This window comes from Sedimenticola hydrogenitrophicus, from assembly GCF_029017505.1.
In the GTDB taxonomy this organism is placed as follows: Bacteria; Pseudomonadota; Gammaproteobacteria; order Chromatiales; family Chromatiaceae; genus Sedimenticola; species Sedimenticola hydrogenitrophicus_A.
The window spans coordinates 1-22478 of record NZ_JAQGEI010000013.1; the positions used below are offsets into that span (position 1 = coordinate 1).

The 22478-nt window shown below is 63.1% G+C and carries 22 protein-coding genes; 3 read left to right on the top strand and 19 right to left on the bottom strand.

What is annotated here, in order from left to right:
- Positions 1-85: 85 nt before the first annotated feature.
- The 4 genes from O9K64_RS09710 to O9K64_RS09725 all read right to left on the bottom strand — a co-directional run bounded on the left by O9K64_RS09710 (position 86) and on the right by O9K64_RS09725 (position 3312).
- The gene (locus tag O9K64_RS09710; RefSeq protein ID WP_275097865.1) at positions 86-418 is read right to left on the bottom strand and encodes a PepSY domain-containing protein; all 333 of its coding nucleotides are present in this window, start codon (positions 416-418) and stop codon (positions 86-88) included.
- Between the two features lie 218 nt (positions 419-636).
- Entirely contained in the window at positions 637-1374 is a 738-nt protein-coding gene (locus tag O9K64_RS09715; RefSeq protein WP_275097866.1) for an ABC transporter permease, read from the bottom strand.
- Positions 1371-2354, bottom strand: a complete 984-nt coding sequence (locus O9K64_RS09720; protein ID WP_275097867.1) for an ABC transporter ATP-binding protein — start codon at positions 2352-2354, stop codon at positions 1371-1373. Before O9K64_RS09720 ends, O9K64_RS09715 begins: the two co-directional genes overlap by 4 nt.
- Before the next feature lie 19 nt (positions 2355-2373).
- Positions 2374-3312, bottom strand: a complete 939-nt coding sequence (locus O9K64_RS09725; protein ID WP_275097868.1) for an MBL fold metallo-hydrolase — start codon at positions 3310-3312, stop codon at positions 2374-2376.
- A gap of 462 nt (positions 3313-3774) precedes the next feature.
- On the opposite strand from O9K64_RS09725, the gene O9K64_RS09730 reads away from it, so the two are divergent.
- On the top strand, positions 3775-4401 hold the full coding sequence (locus tag O9K64_RS09730; RefSeq protein ID WP_275097869.1) for a Crp/Fnr family transcriptional regulator: 627 nt from the start codon (positions 3775-3777) through the stop codon (positions 4399-4401).
- Here the strand turns inward: O9K64_RS09730 and O9K64_RS09735 are convergent.
- The 4 genes from O9K64_RS09735 to O9K64_RS09750 form a co-directional block, all read right to left on the bottom strand.
- A complete protein-coding gene (locus O9K64_RS09735) occupies positions 4389-5669 on the bottom strand; it encodes a hypothetical protein (RefSeq protein ID WP_275097870.1) in 1281 nt (426 codons plus the stop codon). The two genes, O9K64_RS09730 and O9K64_RS09735, sit on opposite strands and share 13 nt — an antisense overlap.
- The gene (locus tag O9K64_RS09740; protein WP_275097871.1) at positions 5666-6412 is read right to left on the bottom strand and encodes an outer membrane lipoprotein-sorting protein; all 747 of its coding nucleotides are present in this window, start codon (positions 6410-6412) and stop codon (positions 5666-5668) included. Before O9K64_RS09740 ends, O9K64_RS09735 begins: the two co-directional genes overlap by 4 nt.
- Positions 6413-6896: 484 nt before the next feature.
- Positions 6897-8141, bottom strand: coding sequence for an ABC transporter permease (locus tag O9K64_RS09745; protein ID WP_275097872.1), 1245 nt, complete (start codon positions 8139-8141; stop codon positions 6897-6899).
- Positions 8141-8830, bottom strand: a complete 690-nt coding sequence (locus O9K64_RS09750) for an ABC transporter ATP-binding protein (RefSeq protein ID WP_275097873.1) — start codon at positions 8828-8830, stop codon at positions 8141-8143. The genes O9K64_RS09745 and O9K64_RS09750 overlap by 1 nt, the downstream gene beginning before the upstream one ends.
- A gap of 721 nt (positions 8831-9551) precedes the next feature.
- On the opposite strand from O9K64_RS09750, the gene O9K64_RS09755 reads away from it, so the two are divergent.
- Both O9K64_RS09755 and O9K64_RS09760 read left to right on the top strand, forming a co-directional pair.
- On the top strand, positions 9552-10004 hold the full coding sequence (locus O9K64_RS09755; RefSeq protein ID WP_275097874.1) for an archease: 453 nt from the start codon (positions 9552-9554) through the stop codon (positions 10002-10004).
- Positions 10005-10207: 203 nt separating this feature from the next.
- Positions 10208-11416, top strand: coding sequence for a sensor domain-containing diguanylate cyclase (locus O9K64_RS09760; protein WP_275097875.1), 1209 nt, complete (start codon positions 10208-10210; stop codon positions 11414-11416).
- An 85-nt stretch (positions 11417-11501) separates the two neighbouring features.
- Here the strand turns inward: O9K64_RS09760 and O9K64_RS09765 are convergent, their stop codons facing one another.
- From O9K64_RS09765 to O9K64_RS09815, 11 genes are all read right to left on the bottom strand, one after another.
- Positions 11502-12827: a sigma-54-dependent transcriptional regulator gene (locus O9K64_RS09765; protein ID WP_275097876.1), complete on the bottom strand. Its 1326-nt coding sequence runs from the start codon at positions 12825-12827 to the stop codon at positions 11502-11504.
- The gene (locus O9K64_RS09770; protein ID WP_275097877.1) at positions 12824-14263 is read right to left on the bottom strand and encodes a HAMP domain-containing sensor histidine kinase; all 1440 of its coding nucleotides are present in this window, start codon (positions 14261-14263) and stop codon (positions 12824-12826) included. The genes O9K64_RS09765 and O9K64_RS09770 overlap by 4 nt, the downstream gene beginning before the upstream one ends.
- The gene (locus tag O9K64_RS09775; protein ID WP_275097878.1) at positions 14260-15120 is read right to left on the bottom strand and encodes a PhnD/SsuA/transferrin family substrate-binding protein; all 861 of its coding nucleotides are present in this window, start codon (positions 15118-15120) and stop codon (positions 14260-14262) included. Before O9K64_RS09775 ends, O9K64_RS09770 begins: the two co-directional genes overlap by 4 nt.
- 103 nt (positions 15121-15223) lie before the next feature.
- On the bottom strand, positions 15224-16078 hold the full coding sequence (locus O9K64_RS09780; RefSeq protein ID WP_275097879.1) for a hypothetical protein: 855 nt from the start codon (positions 16076-16078) through the stop codon (positions 15224-15226).
- A gap of 146 nt (positions 16079-16224) precedes the next feature.
- Positions 16225-16692: a rhodanese-like domain-containing protein gene (locus O9K64_RS09785; protein WP_275097880.1), complete on the bottom strand. Its 468-nt coding sequence runs from the start codon at positions 16690-16692 to the stop codon at positions 16225-16227.
- 71 nt (positions 16693-16763) lie between these two features.
- Positions 16764-17516: a hypothetical protein gene (locus O9K64_RS09790; RefSeq protein ID WP_275097881.1), complete on the bottom strand. Its 753-nt coding sequence runs from the start codon at positions 17514-17516 to the stop codon at positions 16764-16766.
- Between the two features lie 509 nt (positions 17517-18025).
- Positions 18026-18973, bottom strand: coding sequence for an Mrp/NBP35 family ATP-binding protein (locus O9K64_RS09795; RefSeq protein WP_275097882.1), 948 nt, complete (start codon positions 18971-18973; stop codon positions 18026-18028).
- A complete protein-coding gene (locus O9K64_RS09800) occupies positions 18970-20052 on the bottom strand; it encodes an Mrp/NBP35 family ATP-binding protein (protein WP_275097883.1) in 1083 nt (360 codons plus the stop codon). Before O9K64_RS09800 ends, O9K64_RS09795 begins: the two co-directional genes overlap by 4 nt.
- A 322-nt stretch (positions 20053-20374) precedes the next feature.
- Positions 20375-20659, bottom strand: coding sequence for a hypothetical protein (locus tag O9K64_RS09805; protein WP_275097884.1), 285 nt, complete (start codon positions 20657-20659; stop codon positions 20375-20377).
- A gap of 142 nt (positions 20660-20801) precedes the next feature.
- Complete coding sequence (locus O9K64_RS09810) at positions 20802-21953, bottom strand: 4Fe-4S dicluster domain-containing protein (RefSeq protein WP_275097885.1); 1152 nt, start codon at positions 21951-21953, stop codon at positions 20802-20804.
- On the bottom strand, positions 21944-22378 hold the full coding sequence (locus tag O9K64_RS09815; protein WP_275097886.1) for a methylglyoxal synthase: 435 nt from the start codon (positions 22376-22378) through the stop codon (positions 21944-21946). The genes O9K64_RS09810 and O9K64_RS09815 overlap by 10 nt, the downstream gene beginning before the upstream one ends.
- Positions 22379-22478 lie beyond the last annotated feature (100 nt).

A 22478-nucleotide genomic window follows, 5' to 3' on the forward strand; every position in this document is an offset into this window, starting at 1 on the left:
TTGAAATATGGATCTATTTTCATTACTTCGAGGCGCCCCTGCACATGCTTCAACTGTGGAAGCAGGGGCATCTCATGCGCTCGTCTTATAGCTGGGTGCCGGTGCGGTCTCCACGGTATTTGTCCTGCTTGGAACGGGACTGAAGCACCTCCCCGGTCATTGGATCGACATAGAGTTTGACTGATTCACCGTTGGGGCCGATAGCCTTGATTTTGTAGCCATAGTGCTCACGCTCGATTTCGTAGATATCATTAAAGCCGGCGGCGGTCACCTTGGCGTGGATCGCGGGTATTCCCAGCCAAGTGTCAGTCACTGCGGCTGGCATCTTAGCGCTATCGGTTGCTGATTGGGCAAAGGCGATCCCGCCAAAGGTTGCGGCGGTCAGGGTAATGGCTAAAATCGCATGTGATGCTTTCATGATTAAATCTCCAGTTGGGTAGTGTGTATGGCGATCGAAGTATCGACCGTGAGCACAGTATTAAATAACGCAGCTGAATTGATCCTGAAAAAAACTACCCAAGTTAAGGCAACATGGAAATAGCCGTTCAAGTTTGTTTAGGAAAAATGGGGTTGCCCTGAAATATACCGATCTATCGAGTCTGCCCCATTGAAACCATAAGAGCCGGCCACGGTGTATCAGCTGATCCAGCGCCGCCTGACGTTGCCCAGGCTGATGGCGAACAGCCCCAGACAGAAGCCGCCCAGGATGATCAGGTCGAGGGCGACCGGCATGGCGTGGCCGCCGTGCACCGCGCCATGTAGCACGTCGGCGCCATAGGTGAGGGGCAGCAGGTAAGCGAGGGGCTGCAGGAGCGCGGGCAGATCGGCGATGGGAAAGAACAGCCCGCAGAGAAAGATCATCGGGAAGCGGAAAAAATTGGAGAAGGTCTGGGCCTCGAACACCTCGCTGACCGCCACGGCGATGAACAGGCCGAGAAAGGTGGAGGCCACGGCAATCAGGAAAACGGCGCTGATGAATGGACCCCAGTTGACCTGGGAGAGGTCGGCCAGAAAGGCGGCCATGATAACCGGAACGAAGGCGTTGGCCACGCCGAACAGGATGGCGCCCCCAGTCTTCGCCAGCATCAGCAACTCCAGCGGGATGGGGGCGAGCAGCAGCCGCTCGAAGGAGCGGTGCTTCTTCTCGAAGGTCACCGTCACCGCCAGCATGGAGGTGGTGCCGAACAGGATGGAGATCGCCACCACCCCCGGCAGCAATGCCAGGATACCTTCCAGGCCGCTACCGGACTTGATGAAGAACATGCCGGTCCAGGCCAGGGGAAAGATGAGGCCCCAGCTGATGTTGGGCGGTTTCAGGTAGTAGGTCCGCATATCCTTGAGCAGGATGTTCCAGAAGGCGATCCAGGGTTTCATGGCTTGCCCCGCTCCCGCTGCATCACATCGGCCTCGATCCCGGTGACGCGAACGAATATCTCCTCAAGCGACGGCCGGATCCGGCGTGCCTCGGCCACCTCGATCCCCCGCTCTTCCAGGAAGCGGACGATGGCGCCCACCCGAACGGGTCCATCCGCCTCGACGCGGATCACGCCCGGCTCCGGGCAGGTGAATGCCCGGCCGGGAAAGGCGCCATCAAGTCCGTTCTCGATGCCGTTCAATGGCGTGTCGCAGGCAATCCGCACCACCTGTCTCGCCTGCAACGGCTTGAGCAGCTGCTCCAGCGTATCGATCCGCACGATACGCCCGGAGACAATGAAGGCGATGCGATCGCACAGCCGTTCCGCCTCCTCGATGTAATGGGTGGTGAGGAAAATGGTGGTGCCGCCGCGGTGCAGATCGGCAATGAGCTGGCGCACCTGCCGGGCACTGGCCACATCGATGCCGGTGGTGGGTTCATCCAGGAACAGGATGGCGGGCCGGTGGATGATCCCGGCGGCGATGGTGAGCTTGCGCTTCATGCCCTTGGACCAGCCGCCGAAGCGGCGCCCCGCCGCCTCACTCAGGCCGAATTCAGCGAGCAGCTCCCGCGCCCGGGCCTCCCGTTCACGTTTTGCCATCCCATAGAGCGCCGCGCAAAAGCAGAGGTTGTCGAAACCGCTCAGCTCTGGATAGAGATTGCTCTCGTCCGGCACCACGCCGATGAGATGCTGGGCGGCGCCGGTAAGATGCTGGGCGGCGCCGGGACGGTAGCGACAATCGATGCCGCCGATGCGGATGGCGCCCGCATCCGGACGGGCCAGGCCGGTGAGCAGGTTGATGGTGGTGCTCTTGCCCGAACCGTTGGGTCCGAGAAAACCGAACAGCTCGCCCTGGCGCACCCGGAAGGAGATCCCCGCGACCGCTTCAACCTCGGCGAAGCGTTTGGCGAGCCCTTCGACAATAATGGCGTCGCTCATCCGCGCCACCCTGTTCGCGCTACTCCCACTCCATCTCCTGGAAAACCTGCTGGGCGTTGCGTCCCTTGAGCAGCTCGTAGCCGGCCAGGTGGGCGAACGCCGACTGGTCGAGCCGGCCGATATCGGCAATGCCGCCCCCCGCCGCCATGAAGGCGCCGACCGCCTGGCGCAGGAAAACCAGATAGTCCCGGGTATCCCTGCCGGCCTGCGCCAGGTCGGTGGCCGGGCCGTGGCCGGGGATCACCACCCTGGGCTCCAGCGCGGCCATGGCGTCGAAGGCTGCGATCCAGCCGCGGCTGCTGGAGTGCTCCAGCACCCCGAGCATGCGCTCGACGAAGACCAGGTCACCGGCGAACACAATGCCCTCCCCGGGCAGCCAGACCAGGCTGTCGCCGGGGGTATGGGCGGGACCGGCAAGCTTGAGTTCGAAGGTGATGCCGCCCAGCTTGAAGCTCGTGTGCTCGGCGAAGGTCTCATCGGCGAAGACGGCCTGCGTGCCGGCCATTCCCTTTTCGCCCACCAGGTTGTCCAGCAGGAACAGCTGATCCCGCAGCCGTTTGCGTTGATCCGCCACCGCCGCCTCGCTGGCGATGATGCGCGCGCCGCGCTCCTTGAAGTAGCCGTTGCCGAGCCAGCGGTGATCCTGTCCGCCGCTGTTGATGACGATCCTGACCGGCTTGTCGGTCACCTGTTTGATCAGCGCGGCAATCGCCTGCGCGCCCCGATAGCTGCCACCCGGATCGATCAGCACCACGCCCTCATCGGTTACCACGAAACCGGAGGTGGAGTTGTTGCCGAGATTCTCCGCGGTGCGATTGCCCAGCGGGCCGACCACGGCATAGACGTGCCCGTCGACCTGTTGCAGTCGCGGCATCTCATCGGCTTGCGTAGCGTGGAGACCGGTCAGCAGGAGAGCCAGCAAGCCGACCAAAGATTTCAGGATGTAATTACTTCGCATGATCTTCCCATGGATTTGAATATGATTTGAATTCGGTCGCCCCGATGTTAGTCAGGAACGGGTGGGCGGGTTATGATTTGAGTCATATCCGAATGGCACTTACTTAAGCCAAGAACCACCGTCATCCCGGCGCAGGCCAGAGGAGTGGTGCAGGAGGAGTGGTACAGGGATGTACCGTTTACGGAGCCGAGGATGCCATGCACCGTTTACGGACCTAAGGATGGAATGACGAAAATCCTGCAATTCGCCTTAACTTAAGTAGTGTCCATCCAGCAACGCACGAAATTTAAATTGTCGTCACCCCGGCGAAGGCCGGGGTCCAGGGGATTCAACAAGTTACTGGATTCCGGCCTTCGCCGGAATGACGATTTCTGTAGTTTCTGGATAGGCACTAAGTAAGTGTCATTCGAGTCGTATCCAATCGTGACACGAGACGACTCTTACATAAGGAGAGCTAACGGCATGACGATTAACTGGGAAACAGTGGTCGGCGAACAGCCTGCCCTGGCAATACTCCCCACCCGGCTGCGCGAGATCGCCCGCCAGCGGCCGTTCGCCAAGGGAGAGACGCTTTTCCGGCAGGGGCAAAGGCCCGAGGTGATGTGGTGCGTACTGACGGGCGAGGTGCGTCTGGTCCGCCACTCGACGGAGGGCACCGAGATCATCCTGCAGCGTTGCTGCGGCGGTTTCATGGCGGAGGCGAGCCTGGATGCCGAGGCCTACCATTGCGATGCGATCGCCGCCGCCGACGGCCGGCTGCTCTGCTTTGCCCGGTCCGCCTTCCGTGCCGCGCTGGACGACGAACCGGTGTTCAATCGATCCTGGATCCAGTTGCTCGCCCGCGAGGTGCGCAGGCTGCGCGCCCGCAGTGAACGGCTCAGCCTGAACAGCGCCGCCGATCGGGTCCTGCACTATATCGAAGCGGAGGGCACTGACGGCGTGGTGGCATTGAACCAGCCGCGCAAGGTCTGGGCCGCGGAGCTGGGGCTCACCCACGAAACGCTCTACCGCACCCTGCGCCAGCTGCGGGAGGGTGGCTTTCTGGTGATCGACGAACAGCGGATCGCCCTATCCGCTCAAAAGAAATAGCGCGCCCGCAGTTCCACCCGCCAGTCGTTCTGGCGTTCGCCGAAGTCGCTGTTCCGCCCGCCGGTCAACAGGGCGGCCCGCCCGCGCAGCTCCAGGTTGTCGATCCCGGTGTAGCTGACCTCGGGGGTCAGGGAGGCGCTGTGGTCATGCGGATTGATAATTGCGGTGAGACCGGCGTTCCAATACAGGGCGTCGAAGGGCTCCTTCTGCGTCACCCGCAGATAGAGATAGTCGCGCATCGGTTGCGGCGTACCGAAGCCGGCCTTCTGGGCGGCTCCGGCGGCGGCGCGTAATGCCGGATCGCCGGCGGCCGCCCGCCCCAGATCATAAAAACCGCGCATCTCGCCGCCGCTGTAGCCGGCGCCGTTATGGTAGTACTCGACAATCCAGGTGGTCTCGTCCTCGGTGAGGTAGCGCAACCCGAGCAGCCAGTCCAGCGGCCGGGCGTCGCGCGTGCCGAGGCTGTTGTCGTCGTTCAGCACCGACACCGGGCGATCCTCGAACCAGGCAAGCTCGCCGTGAATCTCGAAGTTGCTGCTCAGGTTGCGCGAGAAGTCCAGGCCCAGGGCATCGGGGCGGCTGTCGCCGCTGCGCAGCAGGATGTCGATATCGGTGTCGCGGTAGAGCAGATAGAGTTTCAGGGCGATATTCAGGTCTTCGCGGCCGCCAAACTCATCATTGGTCTGGCCGTCGACCGGCAGCAGCACGGTGCTGAACGCCAGGGTCCTGAGCGCCCCGTCGAAGCTGCGCACGTAGTCCAGGCTGGCGAGGCTGAAGCCCTCCCGTGACAGGTCGGGATCGTTGGGGTCTTTCGGCCGTTCGAGAAAGGCCACCGGATTGAAGGCGTAGCCCTTGCCCCAGCGCAGGGCGCGCTTGCCGATCTCCAGGTTGCTGTACTCACCGGGCTGGGCCGCCAGATAGACCTCGTGGAAAGCGGCGTCATCTCGCGAAGAGATCACATCGTCAACGCTCTCCACCTGCAGCCGACCGTTCAGGCTGATCCGCTCCCAGCGGTAGAGCCCGGACAGCTCCAGCACGCCACGGTAGCGTTCGGCGGTGTCGGGGACACCGGCCGGGAAGCGCAGGGTGGCAAAGACCGCATCCCGATCCAGTCCCAGCCGTTCGGCGCCGAGCTCCAGGTAGCCGCTCAACTCCCAGGATTTCTTGCCGTACTGGCCGATGTCGAAGTCAAACTCCTCGGCCGCCAGCGGTGCGGCGGCCAGCAGCGCCGTCAGGCAGAGCGCCCTCCCCGGCCGCAGGATGTTCATTGGCGAAGCTCGCCCACCCGCGGCAGGAAGTTCAGGGTGAACACCTCGTCGGAAAATTCCCGCGGCTGGATACCGGAGAACAGCATCACCGACTGGTAGTCCTTGTAGAGCGGGCTGTCGGTAACCAGTTGCGCCGGGCGCACGATGCCGTTACCGAAATCCTGGAGCTTGCTGTAACGCAGGGTCTTGATCAGCAGGCCGCTGGCGGCGTAGGCCTCGATGGTCAGCGGCGTGCGGCTGGCCTTGTCCACCCACATCTTGAGTCGGTCATAAGCCACCGCCGTGCCGCGGGCCTTGAGCTCGAGGATGTACTGGTTATCCTCCTCACCGGCAGCACTCGCCGTGTATTCGGTGCTGAAGTCCAATTGCAGGATATCCGAGTTATTGAACACCCCGCCCACCACCGACTGCAGGCTGGTGATGCGGATCGGCTTGCCCACATTGGGGATGTAGAGCCACATGTTGTCGTCCAGGCGCAAGGTGGAGCGGCCCCGCTCGCTGGGTGGATCGAGAAACAGCGCAATCATCGCCGCCTCGCCCTTCTTGACCGTATAGAGCACGAACTCCTTGCGGCTGCCGTCCGGCTCGATATTGATCAGCTTGCGGTACATCTCGTAGGAGGCCGGCGCCATGCGCGAATCCACCTCGCGCAACACCTGTTCCGCGTCATAACTCCAGGCGGGCACAACCACGGCGCAGAGCGCGGTTAACAACAGCATCAGCGCGGCATTTTTTTTCATCATTCATCTCCGTTTTCAATCGAGAGGGGTCAGAGTCGAATGGCACTTACTTAACTCAAGAATCACCGTCATCCCGGCGCAGGCCGGGATCCAGACTGCTTAATGTTGGCAGTATTCCTGGATTCCGGCCTGCGCCGGAATGACGAAAATCCTGCAATTCGTCTTAAGTAAGTACCATTCTGGTCAGAGTCAAACCGGGTTAATTACTCAAGTTTCGGAGTTCATTTCACGAAGCCTGAATCGCTGAATCCTACAAGTACTACTCACCCAGTCTGTAAGTGATTGGTCTGCCTTGTTGGCCGATCTCGATGGCGCCTCGAATCCGGCCCCTTTTTCAGATTCAAGCCTGCCCTTGTTTGAGCGAAGCGAGTTTGGGCAGGCGCTGAAAATGGGGCCGGATTCGAGGAGACAAGCCATCGTGTGAGGCCGGCAAGGCAGAACAATCACCCCGCGAGTAATTACCTTGGCGCTTACTTCAGCCACCGTTTCAAACATGCCGCAGGGCGGTGATCGGGTCCATGCGCGAGGCCTTCCAGGCCGGTTGCAGGCTGGCGATCACCGCGACCAGCACCACGATAAGGCCGATCCACAGCACCTCGCCGACGGCGATGGCCGGGGCCAGCACCACCACCTCGCGGCCAAAGGCGAAACTCACCGGCCACAGGTTCAACGCATAGACCAGCAGCAGGCTCAGCGCGGTGCCGATCAGGGTGCCGACCAGGCCGAGCAGCAATCCCTCGGCGAGGAACAGCCCCAGGATGCGGTGTGGCGGCGTGCCGATGGCGGCAATGGTACCGATCTCGCGGATACGCTCGTACACCGCCATGATCATCACATTCATGATGGCAATCAGCACGATCCCCACCAGCATGATGCGGATGAACAGATCCAGCAGATCGATCATGCGCGCGATATTGGCGAACGGCGAGAGTTGGTCCCAGCTGTGTACGTCGAGCAGTGCCTGGCCCTGGGGATTGACCACCCCGGCCAGCGCGGCGCGCAGTTGCGCGGCGGTGCGCTGGAGGGTGTCGATATCCTTCAGCCGCACGGCGATCTCGTTGACCTCATTGTCCGCCAGGCGCAACAGGGTGCGGGCATCGTCCATGTGCAGATAGCCGTCGCGCCCGCCAGGGCCGGTCACCGCCTCCAGTATCCCCTGCACCACGAAAGTCTGCCCATTCACCGAGCCGTCGATATTGGTGGCGACCAGCACCACGGTATCCCCCGGATTGACCTTCATGCCCTTGGCCAGCAGTTCCGGGATCAGCAACTTGCCCGGCTCCACCAGGCCGTCGGCCATGCTGCCGGCCACCAGGCGCTCGGCCAGCAACGGCATCGCCGCCATCTCCCGTTCCGGAAGGATGCCATTCAGGCGGATGCTGGTGGTCTCGGTAAAGTTGCTGAACATGGCGCCGAACTTGAGCCGGGGCGAAACCGCCTCGACCTCGGGCAGGGCCTGGAGCGCCTGCTCTATCTTCTCCAGCGCCTTGGGCTTGATATTCAGATTGAGCGGCAGATTGTCAATGGAGGCGACGTAACCCTTGCGGTGCACCTGCAGATGGCCGAGCATCGAGTCGGTGATCTGACCCACCATGACCGCCTTGAAGGAACCGGACACCGAAACGAACAGCAGCACCGCGACAATGCCGAGGATAATCAGCCCGGAGGTAAGCAGGGTGCGGCGCCAGTAGCGCGCCAGATTGCGCGCGGCGAGTTTGAGTATCCGGTTCATCAGGCGTCTCCCCGGTGGTTGGTCAGGCGGCCGTCCTCGAGGGTAAACGTCACCTCGGCCTCGGCCATGATCTTGGGGTCGTGGGTGGAGAAGATAAAGGTGGTGCCGAATTCGTCGCGCATCCGCTTCATCAATTCGAGAATCCGGTAGGCGGTGTCGTGGTCCAGATTGGCGGTCGGCTCATCGGCCAATACCAGCTTGGCATGGGTGGCCAGCGCCCGTGCCACCGCCACCCGCTGTTTCTGTCCGCCGGAGAGCTGGTCGGGACGCTTGTCGGCCTGTTCGGTCATACCCACCGCTTCAAGCAGTTCGTCGACCCGCGCATGGCGTTTGTCGGCCGGCCACGCCTGCACCATCAACAACGGGTATTCGATATTTTCCGCCACCGAGAGCACCGGAATCAGGTTGAAGTCCTGGAAGATGAAGCCGATGTGTTCGCCACGAAAACGCGCCGCCGCGCGCCGGTCCAGACGGGCGATATCGGTGTCGAGTACCCGGAGGGTGCCGCCCGTGGGGTGGTCGAGACAGCCCACCATGTTGAGCAGCGTACTCTTGCCGCTGCCCGAGGGGCCGACAAAGGCGACCAGGGAGGCGGGCTCAATGGTAAAATCCACCCCCTTGATCGCCTGCACATCCACATCGCCGGCCCGATAGGTCTTGGTGAGATTTTCGGCATGCACCAGACTCATGATACTGCTCCCTTGATTGGTATATACCGCCGTTCAATTCACCGCCGATGCGCCGCCGCGTGCCATGATGACAGGTGAAAATTGCCACCTCCGAGTTTACACTCCTGGCTCTGGATTCCCTTGACCGGGATCATGACCCGAGCTGGTCCTACAGCTCACTACCGTTCTCCCGAACCATTAACTCAAGTTTCGGAGTTAAGTTCCATACGTCGGGCGGGCCACCCCCTTGCCGGGACACGCTGTAAATACGTCCCTGTAAGCTCGGCGTCGGCATCCCTGCCCCCGACGGTCCCGGCAAGGGCTAGCCCGCCCTGAACAACGCCTTTTGAACTCCGAAACTTTAGCATTAAGATTTGCTGTCTAGCGGTCGCCGGCACAAATCCCAATCAAGTTACCTCATGGTAACGCCGGCGTGCGTACTGTTAGTTCTCAATTACCGGCAGCGGGTGGCCGGCCTCGACAGCACTGTGATAACCTTGCCTCGTGGCCCATCTCAATCAGTCGTCCGCAGGAAAATTGAACCGCGAATGAAGGCGAACCCGCTGCGGCTCCGGTACCGGCAGAGCGTACACGCAGGACTGCCACCCAGCTTCACGGTGTTCGGCAGGGCATGCCTGGTAAAGAAGGAAACCTCTGACGCGGATATTGCTGAGGTAATAGGATGAACTGCACAGCGGATCAACAGGTCTGTACTTCAAACAGCGACAACGGAAAAATTACCATGGCAAGTTACAGTTTCAGCGAAGACCCAAAAGGCGGCGTGGGCCTGGAGGTCATCGCCCGGGATCATAACGAGATGTTCAATGCGGCCTCCGCCGCGCTCTGTCTCTACATGTGGGACCAGGAGACCGTGGAGGAGCGGGAGGAGATCCCGATCAGCTGGTATGGTTTCGATATACCGACCACCGTGGTCGGCCTGCTCTCGGAACTGCTGTTCCAGATGGACAACGGTTGGGTGTTCAAGCGCTTCGTCACCCAGTCGCTGGAGGAGGTCGACGACCTCGATGAACGCCATCGCAAAAAACAGTTGAAGATCAGCGGTGTCGCCTATGGCGAGCGCTTTCGCCCGGACCATCACCAGGCCCGTTTTCCGGTGCAGGCGGTGCTGCTGCCCCGGCTCAAGGTGAGGGAGATCGACGGCGGCGTAAGACTCTACTGCGTACTGGACGCCTGACGGGGTTGATTCAGGCTAAAGTTGCAGGGCAGTCGGACGCTGTAGTGGGCTAGATAGCATAATTGGATTTAGTTAGGCTGCGTTGGCGCCGCGGGAGGTCGCCAATGGCTCGACGCGGTGACCGTGCAGCGGAAGACCTGACTGGCGGCATGGAAACGAGATTCCTGTACGCCGGTCATAAGGGCAAAAAGCGTGGAGTGGGTATGCATCTGATCAAGAAATTCCTGAATACCATCACATCGCGATTGCTTGTGGATATATCCGGTAGCGACCTCTCGTTCCTTGTACGCACGTCCATGCATTCCCGCCTGCTGACCAGATATCGCGCGGGAATGATCATCTCGCGGGTGCGCCTGGTGTCGGCGATGTTTGCGGTGCTGACGCCGCTGTGGATCATAGTGGATTTCCTGGTGTTCGATGCTCCGCTGTCTGTGATGCTGGGCGGCGGACGGCTGGCCACCACGCTGGCCTTCGTGATGCTGGCATTGGCCTACGAGAGTTCTCCGTACATGAAGGATGCCTACCGTTCGCTTGCCATCATGTTCATTATCCCGACGGCATTCTTCATCTATTCCCACCTGCTGCTTGCCGATTTCGATAACGAAGGCGGGGCGGCCGTCATCGCCGCCGGTTATGCCTTCCTGCCGTTCGTGCTGGTGGCGGGGCTGAGCGTATTTCCGTTGACCGCGCTGGAAGGCATCGTGTTCTCCCTGCCGGTACTGCTTTCCTCGGCGCTGGTGGCGATAATGCAGATGGACCAGATCAACTGGAGCACGCACCTCGGCGCGTTCTGGCTGCTGCTGCTGATCGCCGCTACTGCGACGCTGGCCGGCATGAGCCAGTTGGCCTTCGTGTCGGCGCTGGTGCGCCAGGCCAACCATGACCCCCTCACTCACTGCTTCAACCGTGCCAGCGGGGAGGAACTGTTCAACCTTCAATTCAGCAATGCCGAGCGCAACGAATTACCGCTGACGGTGGTGTTCGCCGATCTTGACAATTTCAAGTCGATCAACGACGGCTATGGGCACGATACCGGTGACCGGGTGCTGATCGCCGCCGTGGAGGCGATACGCGGCACACTGCGCGGTGGTGACGCGCTGGTGCGCTGGGGCGGCGAAGAATTCCTGATCGTGCTGCCCAATACCGACTGCCTCTCCGCCGTCGCCATGCTGGCACGGCTGCGCGCCAACGGCCTGGGAGCGCGCCCGGACGGCAGCCCGGTGACGGCAAGCTACGGAATCGCGGAAAAGTCGGCGGATCGCGCCAGGGACAGCCGGCACCTGCTCGAGATAGCCGACCAGCGCATGTACCAGGTCAAGGCGAGCGGTAAAAACCGCTGGATGGGATGCGACCGGATCGAGTGTGACAGCGCGGACGTGCGCTGCCGCAATCCCGATGCGCAGGCGTTGTGATGCTCAAGGCATAGGACCCTGCTACGTAGTTGACGCCTGACGGCGTCTAATGTGCCCCGAGAGATTCAACCGCCCCGACAGTCTCCTACTCCGGCTGCGAGATCCCGTAGCGCTTCATCTTCTCCCACAGGTTCTTGCGGCTGATGCCAATACTCTCCGCGGTCTCGGCGATACGCCATTCATGGTGTTGCAGCGTCTCCCGCAGCAGGCGCGCTTCGTAATGCTCCATCGCCTCTTTCAGCGACAGCTGCTCCGAGGCCGGCAGCGACTCTTCGCCGGTGGCGCCAAACTCGCGCGGCCCCAACACCTCCTGCGGCGAGAGGATGCAGGCGCGTTCCACGGCATTGGCCAGTTCACGCAGGTTGCCGGGCCAGGGCTGGGCTTCGAGATAGCGTTCGGTCAGCGGCAGGATCAGGCGCCGCGCCTTGTGTTCACGGAAATAATTCTCCACGATGCGATGGGTGAGCCAGAGGATGTCCTCCTTGCGCTCGCGCAGGGGCGGGATGTGCACATGGGCCACGTTGACCCTGAAATAGAGGTCCTCGCGGAACTCACCCCGGTCGACCATCGCCTTCAGATCCCGGTTGGTCGCGTAGACCAGGCGCACATCCACCGGAATGATCTGCTCGCTGCCGATCGGCTGCACCACCCGTTCCTGGATGGTGCGCAGCAGCTTGGCCTGCATGCGCGGCGAGGTCTCCCCCACCTCGTCAAGAAACAGCACCCCGCCGCTGGCCTGCTCGAACATCCCGCGCCGGCTCCTGGTCGCCCCGGTGAAGGCGCCCTTCTCGTGGCCGAACAGCTCGGCCTCGAGCAGGTCCTCCGGCAGCGCGGCGCAGTTGATGGCGATGAAAGGCCCGGCGTCGCCCTTGTTGCAACGCCTGGCGAAATAGCGCGCAGCATACTCCTTGCCGACGCCGGATTCACCGGTAATCAACAGATCGACCCGGTGCGCCGCCAGCCGGTCGAGGGTATTTTTCAGCTGTCGCATCACTAACGACACACCCAGCTCGGCACTCCCCTCGTGCATATCCTCGAACAGGGAGGGCGAGACCTCGCGCAGCTTGAGCAGCAGATCGTCGAGATCAAAGGGCTTGGTGATGTAGTCGCTGGCCCCCAGCTTGAGCAGGCGCACCGCCTGGTCGATGGTCCCGTAACCGGTAATGAATATGGTCGGCGGCGGCAGCTGGCCGGCTTCGAGGAGCCGGGCATAGAGTTGCTCGCCACTCATGTCCGGGAGGCGGATATCGCTGATCAGCGCCGCGTAGTCGCGCTGCGCCAGCGCGTCCACCGCCTCGCCGGCGTGGATAAAGCAGTCACAGTCGATGCTCTCGAGCTTGAAGCGCTGACACAGCGAGGCGCGCATGATCGCATCATCTTCAACAAGGCACAGGCGCGGGGACTCGGTCATTGCGGTTCCTTTATCGGCAGTTCCACGGCGAATTGCGTCTTCCCATCCCGGGATTTTACCTCAATATTACCCTCCAGCTGATGCACCAGCTGATAGGTCACCCAAAGCCCCAGACCGTTGCCCGTGGCGTTCTCCGAGAAGGGTTCGAACAGGCTCAGCAGGCGCTCCCGGGAGATGGTCGGACCATCGTTGATCACACAGATGCGCAGCAGGCCCTGCTGGCTATCCACCGAACAGTGCACCGCGCCGCCATCGGGCGAGGCCTGCACCGCATTCAGCGACAGGTTGATCAGCACCTGCCGGATCGGCGTCGAGGGCAGTGCGATCTCCGCGTTCAGCCGGTTATGCCACACCAGGCTGATCTGTTTGCGGCTGACGTCCGCCAGCAGCAGCATGCGCACATCATTGATATCCTTGGGACTCAGGCTGTGGCTGCGCGGATTGGCCTCCACCAGCAGCGCGGAGACGGTTTCGCGTATCTGCTGCAGGCCGCGCTCGATGAGGTCGAAGGTCTCCCGGCCGAGTTCGTCCGTCTCGCTGTAGCGCCGAAAGGTATTGAGCGCATTGAGCATGCCGCCCAGGGGGTTGTTGATCTCGTGCGCCACCCCGGCGGCCAGCCGGCCCACGGCGGCCAGCCGCTCCGAGGCCAGCATGCCGGACTCCAGGCGCTCCTTTTCGTCCAGCTCCCTGAGCATCTGCTGGAAACTGATCCCCAGTTGGCCGATCTCGTCCTTGCCCTGGCGCAGGTCGCAGACGATCTCCTCGGAACTGCCACGCCCCACCTTGGACATGCAGCGGGCCAGGTGGCCGAGCGGTTTCACCATGCGATTGCCCAGATACCAGCCCAGCGGCAGCAGCAGCACCGTCACCAGCAGGGCGGAGAGCACCACCCGCTCGACAATGTCCGCAAATCGCGGCCAGAACAGCGCCCGGTCGTAACCGATCACCAGGGTGCCTATGGCGACACCGTCGCTCAGCATCGGCAGGATCACGTAGAGGCGCCGGTCATTAGGATACTCATAGGGTCGCGGATTCAGATTGCCGGTCAGTCGCAACACCTCCGCCTCGACCCGCGCCAGTTCCGCCCCGTGGACCCGCAGCGGCGTGGTCACCGCCAGCTCCTTGGGACTGTTGGAGACATAGATGCGGCCATCCCGGTCGAGCACCACCAGCAGCCGGCTGGAGGTCTCCCCGGACCACCCCTCGGCCGCCTGCACCAGCCGGTAGGCCCCCCACAGGTCGTCGTGCCGCATGGTATTGGGCAGGCTGTTGGAGAGCACGCTGCCGATCTCCACCGCATTATTGAACACCTCTTCGCGCAGCTCCTCGTAGGCGCGCCAGGTAAGTGCCAATGTCACCACGCTGGCGGTGATGAGGATCACCAGGGTGAACATCAGGGGCACCTTTAGGCGGTAGCTGATATCGCCGATCTTCATTCTATTCCATCCAGTATTCGCACCGACGCGGCCACGCCGTTGAACAGGGCATCCTCACCCTCACTGAAGCCGTCGAGGTTCAGCCGCTGCAACAGCCGTCTCCCTTCGCTATCGGATGACATGTGCAGCAGGGCGTTTCTCAAGGCGTAAAAGTGTTCCGGCAAGAAATCCTTGCGCACCACCAGGGGAGGAAAGCCAAACAGTGGCGACTTGCTCACCACCCGGGTGCCGGCGGTCAGTGCCGGTTCATGCCTGGACAGCGTCTCCCACACATAACCGTCCACCGAACCACCCTGCGCCACCCCGTCGGCCACCGCCTTGACCACATCCCGGTGCGCCCAGGTGAAGAAGCTCTTGGAGAAGAAGTGTCGCGGATCAATCCCCTCGCCGATCAGGCTGACCTGGGGATAGAGAAATCCGGAGTTGGAATCCGGGTCGGAGTAGGCGAATACCTTGCGCTTGAGATCGCCTATTTCCCGGGTCGAGGTATCCGTCGCGGGCACGATCAGGTAGGAACGATACAGCGGCGCACCGTTGAACAGGGGTACGCCGAGCAGTTTCAGTTGATCCCGGTGACGCACGTAGGGATAGCCGCAGGTCCAGGCCGCGTCCAGGTCACCGCTCAGCAGCAGCTCCGTCACCTCCTGATAGGTCTGGCGCTGGACGAACTGCACCGGGTGTTGCAACCGGTCGGAGAGATAATCCTGCCACTCTTTCAGGAACGAGGTCTGGTCGGTGAGGATCACCGCCGTCAGCCCGATGCGATAGGTCTTCGCCGCATCGGCCAGCAGGTTCCCCGCCAGCAGCAGGCAGGCGAGGAACAGAAAACCCCGTACTGTTTTTCGACTATTGGTCATCTTGCGATCAGCCTTGCCGCATGGGCACAAAAACCGTGTGCAGCCGTGGTACCTTTCGCGCCGGAGGCGCTCCTACAGTCACAACACCCACCCAGGAAGGCGCCTATGGCACCGTCCGGAATGCCAGCGGCCTAGTCTCGTCCACCAGCACCCGCTGATCGGGATCGGCCCTGTCCAGCCCGCCGGCCCGGAAGCGGTAGATCAGCTTAGCACGAATCACCCCGGCGGCTTCATGCAGCGGCACCTCGACCACCTTGCCGACGCCCGGCGGCAGGCTGTTCTCCCGCCATCCGGCCGTTGAGGAATGCAGCCAGCCAAAGCGGTATTGGCGCTCGGCCACCACCCGTCCCCCGGCATCGCGCTGCTCAACCAGCAGCCAGACCGCGCGCCCGGTGGTACCCCCCGGCAGGGCGTGGCCGGCCCGGTGGCGGATCCGCAGCAGTGCGGTATCGCCGGCCGGTTCGCGCCGGAAGGCGATGGTCAGGGTGGCGATCCCCTGCAGAAATCCGCGCCGCTTCGGCCCACGGAAATCGTGGCTGAACCCCTCGCCGGGCAGATGGCAGGAGAGGCAATCCTCGCCGCGGCGTGCCGCCGGCGAGTCGCGAAAGCTGCGCAGGGTGAGCTCGCCCGGGGCATCGTGGCAGGGTGCGCAAACCGCCGGCAGCGACAGCCTCGGATAGGGGTGACCGGCGGTGCCGTGACAATCGGTGCAGGCCACGCCCGCGCCGCGGCTGGGCGCGTGACAGGCGAAACAGGTATCCGGCCGCCCCTTGCGCCGCCACTCTTCGAGGAAGGCGGGCGCGCGCGCAGCCATGGCCATGTGGCTGCGCTGAAACTCGGCCTGTTGGCGGGGGTGGCAATCGCCACAGGGGGCCGTTTCATCACCGGGATAACCCGTCCCCCCCCAGGCCGGCAACGGGGCAATAAACAGTACGGCGACAAGCAGCGGGGTAACCATGTATGCAGGCGTGTTACCTCCCGCGGAGGGACGCCGTAAGCCCTTCCTTGGGCGGCCCTCCCTGGCCGCGGACACCCTCTGCAGCAGGTGACAGGCCCGCTTCCAGACTATTCCGGGGTAGTTAACCAGGCCTGGGAACGACATCATCAATCGAACACCTGTGAGGGTTCGCCCCCCTCGCACAGACCCCTCGGTATCAGGAACGGGACGCTGCCGGGCCGGGTATAGCTGAATTCCGGTACTTCCGTCGTACCGCCGGCCTCGATCCACGCCGCAAGCCCGCCCTCCAGTATCCACACCCGATGGCCGGCATTGGCGAGGCGCGCGAACCAGGCATCGGTGACCCGTTCGTCGGCACCCTCCGGCAACAACAGCACCAAGCGTCCGCCGTTGCCATCCGCCAGATAACCCCGGGGGTCCATGCCGCCATCCAGCGCCCCGGCAATGGTCCCGGCACGGTAGTCGGCGCGCCCACGTACATCCAGAATCAGCGGCGGATCGATCGCATCCAACCAGGCGCGCAACTGTTGCGCGCTAACGGTCGGCCAGCGCGCCGACACATCGCCTGATCCCAGTAGGGCGAGCAGCACGCCGATCAGGATAAGGAACCGCACAAGATTACGTTCCTGCATTCGGCCGCCCCTGGACCACGGAGTTATTCCTGCGCGAGCCCTAATCGTCAGCCTCACACCTGTCCTGCTTCGGCTTCCCTGGTTGCGATCTGAATCGGAAAATCCTGCAGGGGAACCGACGGTATCAGCGCCTGCCTCAGGCTCTCCACGCCGGATTCACGCACCAGCGTATCGGCCACCACCACCGCCGCCGCGCCGCCGGCCCTGGCCAGGTTGCGCAGGTAGCGCCGCTCGGGAACGCCGCCGGAGATCCAGATCTCCAGCGGACCGCCACGCGCCTTGTCCAGCATCTCCAGATCCAGCCCCTTGCCCCGGGTCTCGGCCTGCTCGGAATGGAGCCAGAGATTGGCAAAACCCAGTTCGGTGGCGAGGGTGATCGCCTCGGCCAGCGAACGATCCGCATCGGTCACCCGCCAGCCCTGGATCGCCGCCGTGTCCGGCATGTAGAAGGAGAACCCCTCACCGATCGCCGGACCAGAAAAGCGGTAGCTGGTGGCCGCCTTGAACACCGTCAGTTGCGGCACCCAGTTCAGCTCCGGCCAGCGCTCGCGCCGTCGGGCGGTCTCCGCCAGCCCCTCCGCGCAGACCCAGTAACAGTGGCCGTTTTCCAGCCAGCCCGCATCCCGCTCCGGATCACCACCCAGCAACAGGGCCGTCTCCACCGACAGTTCGGCGAAGCGATCCGGGGTGCAACCGCAGGGGTTTATCACCAGGGCATCGGCACCGGTCATCCAGGCGGGTGTCTCCTGTTGCGTATCCGCGCTTTCAGGTTGGTACTGTACAAACAGTTTGGTCTCTTCACTCATAACCCTACCTCTATCGATTATTCCGCGGTTTTCCCGGATTGGTGGATGCGCCTACCGGCTTATCCACCCTACCAAGCTACATCACCTATTTGCGTTTATTCCATCCTTAGTTCGTAGGTTAGGGTGAGCCTGCGAACCCCAACGGGTTTCCTGCGTACGCGCCATGATGTTGGGGTTCGTTCCTCACCCCAACCTACGAGCTATTTCCGTTTAGTAACTACTCATGGGGTGATTGGTTTGCCTTGTCGGGCGATCTGGATGGCGCCTCGAATCCGGCCCCTTTTTCAGATTCAAGCCTGCCCTTGTTTGAGCGCAGCGAGTTGGGGCAGGCGCTGAAAGAGGGGCCGGATTCGAGGAGACAAGCCATCCCGTGAGGCCGGCAAGGTAAACCAATCACTCGTAGACCGGGTGAGTAGTTACTGCGTTTATTCGCGTTCATTCCATCCTCAGGTCCGTAAACGGTGCATCCTTGCACCACTTCTCGTGGCTAAAACTCCTGCTTTCCCATATCAATCATCGAGCAGATTTTCCCAGAAGGCCTCATGCTCGGCGCGCATCTGTTCGTTGCTGTCCCGCGCCCGGAAGGCGCGCTCGCGCTCGACCGCACTCGCCAGCTCAGCCGCGACACCGACAAACAGCTGCGCGACCGTCCCTTGCGGACGGCTCACCACCAGTGGCGTACCGCTATCGGCGAGCAGCTGCCCTTCCGGGTCGAGCGGGATGCCGCCGAGGAACTTCACCGATTTGCGCTGCGCCAGCGACTCCGCCGCGCCGTCCGGAAACAGCGCCTGCGCCTCGCCACAACAGGGGCAGATATAGCTGTTCATGTTCTCCACCAGGCCGAACACCGGGATGTCGAGATCATGAAACATGGCGATGCCGCGGGCGGCGTCGACGATCGACAGTTTCTGCGGCGTGGTCACCAGCACCGCCCCGCTGACCGGAATCTGTTCCAGGATGGTCAGCGGCACATCGCCGGTGCCCGGCGGCAAGTCCACCAGCAGGATATCCAGCTCCGGCCAGGCGATATCGTGGAACATCTGGGTCAGGGCCTGGGTCACCAGCGGACCCTTCCACACCAGCGCCGCCTCGGGCGGCAGCACATTGCCCACCGACACCGTCCAGACGCCGTGATTCTCCACCGGCAGGGTGCGTCCCTCGTCATCGACCGGAAGCTCCCGGTCGGTACCCATCATGCGGGTGATCGACGGGCCGTACAGGTCGGCATCGAGTATGCCGACCCGTTTGCCGGCCTGGGCCAGGGCGCAGGCCAGGTTGACGGTGACAGTGGATTTACCCACCCCGCCCTTGCCGCTGGCCACCAGGACGATATCCTCGATCCCGGCGACCGCGGCCTGGGGTTCGGCATACCAGGCCGACTCATCCGCGGCGGACGCCGGATTGGCCTGTACCGGATTGACCTGTACAGGGATCGGAAATTCCGGCAAGCGGCTCATAGCACCACCTCCGTCTGTTGTTCCTGCACTTGTTCGAGTTTCAGGCCGGCGGCAATCCGCCCGGCCAGCTCATGAAACGGCGCCCCGACACCGGTGTGTTCCCGCGCCACCGGCGAGCCGTCATCCGAGCCCACCGCCACCCGCGGCATGAACGGCAGGCTGGCCAGCAGCGGCAGCCCGGTCAGGTCGGCGAGTTCCCTCGCCCCGCCCGCCCCGAACAACGCGCCCACATGTCCGCATTGGCGGCAGGCGACCCCGGCCATGTTTTCCACCAGCCCCAGGCAGGGGACCGCCAGATCGGCGAACATCTCCAGCCCGCGGCGCACATCGTCGATCGCCACCTGGCCGGGAGAGGTCACCGTGATCACCCCGGAGAGCGCCACGCTCTGCGCCACCGCGATATGCACATCGGAGGTCCCCGGCGGCAGATCCACCAGCAGGATATCCAGCTCGCCCCAGGCGACATCGTGGAACAGCTGCGGCAGCCCCTGGTCGATCAGGGAACCGCGCCAGATCAGCGCCTGCTCCTCGGGCAGCAGTAGTCCGATCGACATCATGCGCACGCCGAACGCCTCCCGGGGCTCGATCCGGTCACCCGCGGCCGTGGCCTCGGCGCGCCCGCTTACCCCCAGCAGGGTCGGTGCCGAGGGGCCGTAGACATCCGCGTCCAGCAATCCCACTGCGTAACCCTGTTGTGCCAGCGCCACGGCGAGATTGACCGTGAGGGTCGACTTACCCACCCCGCCCTTGCCGCTGTGCACCCCCACCACATGGCGGATGCCCGGCAGGGAGTCCCGCTGGGCGATGGAGCGCGGACGCGGCTTTACCACGGCACGCTCGACCCCCGGCAGGGATTCCACCAGCGGCGTGATCGCCTCGGCCAGCGCCTCCTGCTGATCCTCGGCAAGATGCTCCGGATCCAGCAGTATCCGCACCGCACCACCCGTGGCCACCACGTCATACACCTGGCCGGCACTTACCACGTCCGGCCCGCCATCGCTCAGGCAGACCCGGCTCAGGGCATCCAGAACCAACTCTTCGATACTCTGTATCGATTGATGGGATAGATTCATCGGCATTCAAACTCTTCCTTCATTTATCGGGTGGGGGTCGGAGTCGAATGGCGCTTACTTAAGCCAGAACCACCGTCATTCCGGCGCAGGCCGGAGGAGTGGTGCAGGGATGCACCGTTTTCGGACCTGAGGATGGAATCCAGGAATACTGCCACCATTGAGCGGTCTGGATCCCGGCCTGCGCCGGGATGACGAATATCCTGCAATTCACCTGAAGTAAGTGCCATTCGGGTCGGAGTCAATCTATGTAACGACCATGAGGTAAACGCTCGGGGTTGGATGGAGTGACTCCGACCCCGCTGCCTGGATTGATATGAATGGTGCCTGTTCATGGACATTGAAACTCTTCCTTCAGGTAGTGTTGTATCACCAGCGCCTCTGCTTCACTGACCACCTGATCCGCGCCATGTTCGCGGCGCATCACCTCGACGATGACGGGCCGCAACGCCGGCTCGAATTCACACAGGCGCTCGATCCGCAATTCGTGGCAGCTCGAACAGCGTGCCTTGAACAGCTCCTGCGGCGTGCGCGGCTGCATCCACCACCAGGCAAACGCCCCGGCCAGGAGGGTCAACAGCACGCCCGCCCCCGCCCCTGCCCAGCTAACCCGCATGGTCCATCATGGTGATGCTTCCAATCCCGGCTGGTGCGGTTCGTACCTCACCGGCACCCTACGATCGGTCTCGCCGCACCTGTAGGATGTGGTGAGTGAAACGAACCGCATCGATCGCACGCTGGACAGGCGCAGTCACTCCCTACCCGGACAGCATGTCGAGCCACTCGTCATCCAGCTCCTGTTCATTACCGCAGACCCGGCAGTTCTCCTCTGCCGGGTCTGCCGGAACAAAGGGGGTACCGCAGCGACCACAGGGCCGTTGCGGGAGGTGGAACAACAGCGAACGGCCCGCTTCCAGCTCATCCAGGGCGAGCGCGGAATGCGGCACTATCGCCCCTTCGGGGCAGATGCGCTCGCACAGCAGGCAGTCGGTGCAGAGCAGCGGGTCGAAGCTCAGCTCCCGCGCCTGGCCGCTCTCGCTGGCCTGCAGGGCACCCGTGGGGCAGCGTTCGCCGCACGCCAGACAGCCACTGCACAACGCATTGACCGAGCGCCGCTTCCAGGGCAGCGGCGCGCCATCACGCCAGGGCACCCGGCCGGCCCGGCTCGCCAGCACCTCCTGGTACTGGACCGTGCGTTGCGGAAACACACTGCTCTGGTAGAAAGGCAGGGCATCCGCGTCCGCCTCCTCCGGGCTGAGGCCGGGAACGATCCATTCCGCCGCCTGGGTCATCGCCTGGGCGCCGCCGAAGCGCAGGAAGGCGCGGCGACTCAGATGGGGTTGATCCTGGTATTCGCGCGCCGCCTTGCGCGCCCCGTCAGCAGGCGCCAGATCCAGCAGCGGCGCCGCCTCGCCCAGCCATTCGACCAGGGTTTCGGCGACCTGCCGGAGCGTGTCGCGGGCATCGCCGTAACGGCATCCGGCACAGTGATCCAGGCCATGCAGGGCCAGCGTCTCCACACCCTCGGCCCGGGCCGCGCTGATCAGCCGCGCATCGAGCACGCTGTGACAGGGGATGACCACGCCGCCGCCCGCCCCCGTGCTGGCGCGGCAGTGCAGATCGACCCGCTCCCGGCCCGCCAGGGCGGAGATGAAACGTTCCGGGACAAAGCCGCTGGAGCGCAGGGCGCCGGCCGGACAGCTCGGCAGGCAGCTGTTGCAACCGGTGCACTTCTGCTGGTCCAGATCCACGGCATCCGCCGACAGGCTGAGGGCGTCGGAGGGACAGACATCGCGGCAACGCGTGCAGTGCTCCAGGCGGCCGCGCAGATTGATACACAACTCCTCCTCGACGATCATTTCGGACAGCCGCAGGTAACCATCGGCCTGTTCGGAGGTGGTCAGTCGCATGCTGCGCTCTCCCTTGAATCGCCCGCCGCTGCCGGCGCGGCGATCTTGCGTCCCAGCCAGTAAGTCAGGGCGACGGCGCTGACCATGTTGGTCGCCAGGGGCACGTTGTTCAGATCGCAGGCGCGGTAGAAGGGGCTGATATCCGGCTCGTCGGCGGCCGGGTTCTCCGGGTCACGGATAAAGTAGACCGCCCGAATCGTGTTGGTGCAGACCAGGCCGCAGAGCTGGATCTCGCCGCCCTTTTTACCGGAAAACAGGTGTGTCACTTCCAGCGCCAGTTCGTGTTCGATCGCCTCGCCGGTCTCAGACGTCGCCAGCAGCCGGTATTCCTTGAATACCGGCTGCTGGATCTTCATCAGTTTGATCAGTTCCGGCAGCTTGCGCTCATGCGCAATCAGAATCACTGTCTGTCCCGCACCCGCCATCTTATGCACTCCTCAAGATTGTGTGGAAGTTTCGTAGGGTGGGTTAGCGGCGCACAGGCACCACCCTTCCCGACTACGACAACAGCCGGGCGCCGCGTAA

Coding starts and splice junctions, on each gene's coding strand:
- O9K64_RS09710 (WP_275097865.1), bottom strand. CDS start 418: ATGAAAGCATCACATGCGATTTTAGCCATTACCCTGACCGCCGCAACC.
- O9K64_RS09715 (WP_275097866.1), bottom strand. CDS start 1,374: ATGAAACCCTGGATCGCCTTCTGGAACATCCTGCTCAAGGATATGCGG.
- O9K64_RS09720 (WP_275097867.1), bottom strand. CDS start 2,354: ATGAGCGACGCCATTATTGTCGAAGGGCTCGCCAAACGCTTCGCCGAG.
- O9K64_RS09725 (WP_275097868.1), bottom strand. CDS start 3,312: ATGCGAAGTAATTACATCCTGAAATCTTTGGTCGGCTTGCTGGCTCTC.
- O9K64_RS09730 (WP_275097869.1), top strand. CDS start 3,775: ATGACGATTAACTGGGAAACAGTGGTCGGCGAACAGCCTGCCCTGGCA.
- O9K64_RS09735 (WP_275097870.1), bottom strand. CDS start 5,669: ATGAACATCCTGCGGCCGGGGAGGGCGCTCTGCCTGACGGCGCTGCTG.
- O9K64_RS09740 (WP_275097871.1), bottom strand. CDS start 6,412: ATGATGAAAAAAAATGCCGCGCTGATGCTGTTGTTAACCGCGCTCTGC.
- O9K64_RS09745 (WP_275097872.1), bottom strand. CDS start 8,141: ATGAACCGGATACTCAAACTCGCCGCGCGCAATCTGGCGCGCTACTGG.
- O9K64_RS09750 (WP_275097873.1), bottom strand. CDS start 8,830: ATGAGTCTGGTGCATGCCGAAAATCTCACCAAGACCTATCGGGCCGGC.
- O9K64_RS09755 (WP_275097874.1), top strand. CDS start 9,552: ATGGCAAGTTACAGTTTCAGCGAAGACCCAAAAGGCGGCGTGGGCCTG.
- O9K64_RS09760 (WP_275097875.1), top strand. CDS start 10,208: ATGCATCTGATCAAGAAATTCCTGAATACCATCACATCGCGATTGCTT.
- O9K64_RS09765 (WP_275097876.1), bottom strand. CDS start 12,827: ATGACCGAGTCCCCGCGCCTGTGCCTTGTTGAAGATGATGCGATCATG.
- O9K64_RS09770 (WP_275097877.1), bottom strand. CDS start 14,263: ATGAAGATCGGCGATATCAGCTACCGCCTAAAGGTGCCCCTGATGTTC.
- O9K64_RS09775 (WP_275097878.1), bottom strand. CDS start 15,120: ATGACCAATAGTCGAAAAACAGTACGGGGTTTTCTGTTCCTCGCCTGC.
- O9K64_RS09780 (WP_275097879.1), bottom strand. CDS start 16,078: ATGGTTACCCCGCTGCTTGTCGCCGTACTGTTTATTGCCCCGTTGCCG.
- O9K64_RS09790 (WP_275097881.1), bottom strand. CDS start 17,516: ATGAGTGAAGAGACCAAACTGTTTGTACAGTACCAACCTGAAAGCGCG.
- O9K64_RS09795 (WP_275097882.1), bottom strand. CDS start 18,973: ATGAGCCGCTTGCCGGAATTTCCGATCCCTGTACAGGTCAATCCGGTA.
- O9K64_RS09800 (WP_275097883.1), bottom strand. CDS start 20,052: ATGCCGATGAATCTATCCCATCAATCGATACAGAGTATCGAAGAGTTG.
- O9K64_RS09805 (WP_275097884.1), bottom strand. CDS start 20,659: ATGCGGGTTAGCTGGGCAGGGGCGGGGGCGGGCGTGCTGTTGACCCTC.
- O9K64_RS09810 (WP_275097885.1), bottom strand. CDS start 21,953: ATGCGACTGACCACCTCCGAACAGGCCGATGGTTACCTGCGGCTGTCC.
- O9K64_RS09815 (WP_275097886.1), bottom strand. CDS start 22,378: ATGGCGGGTGCGGGACAGACAGTGATTCTGATTGCGCATGAGCGCAAG.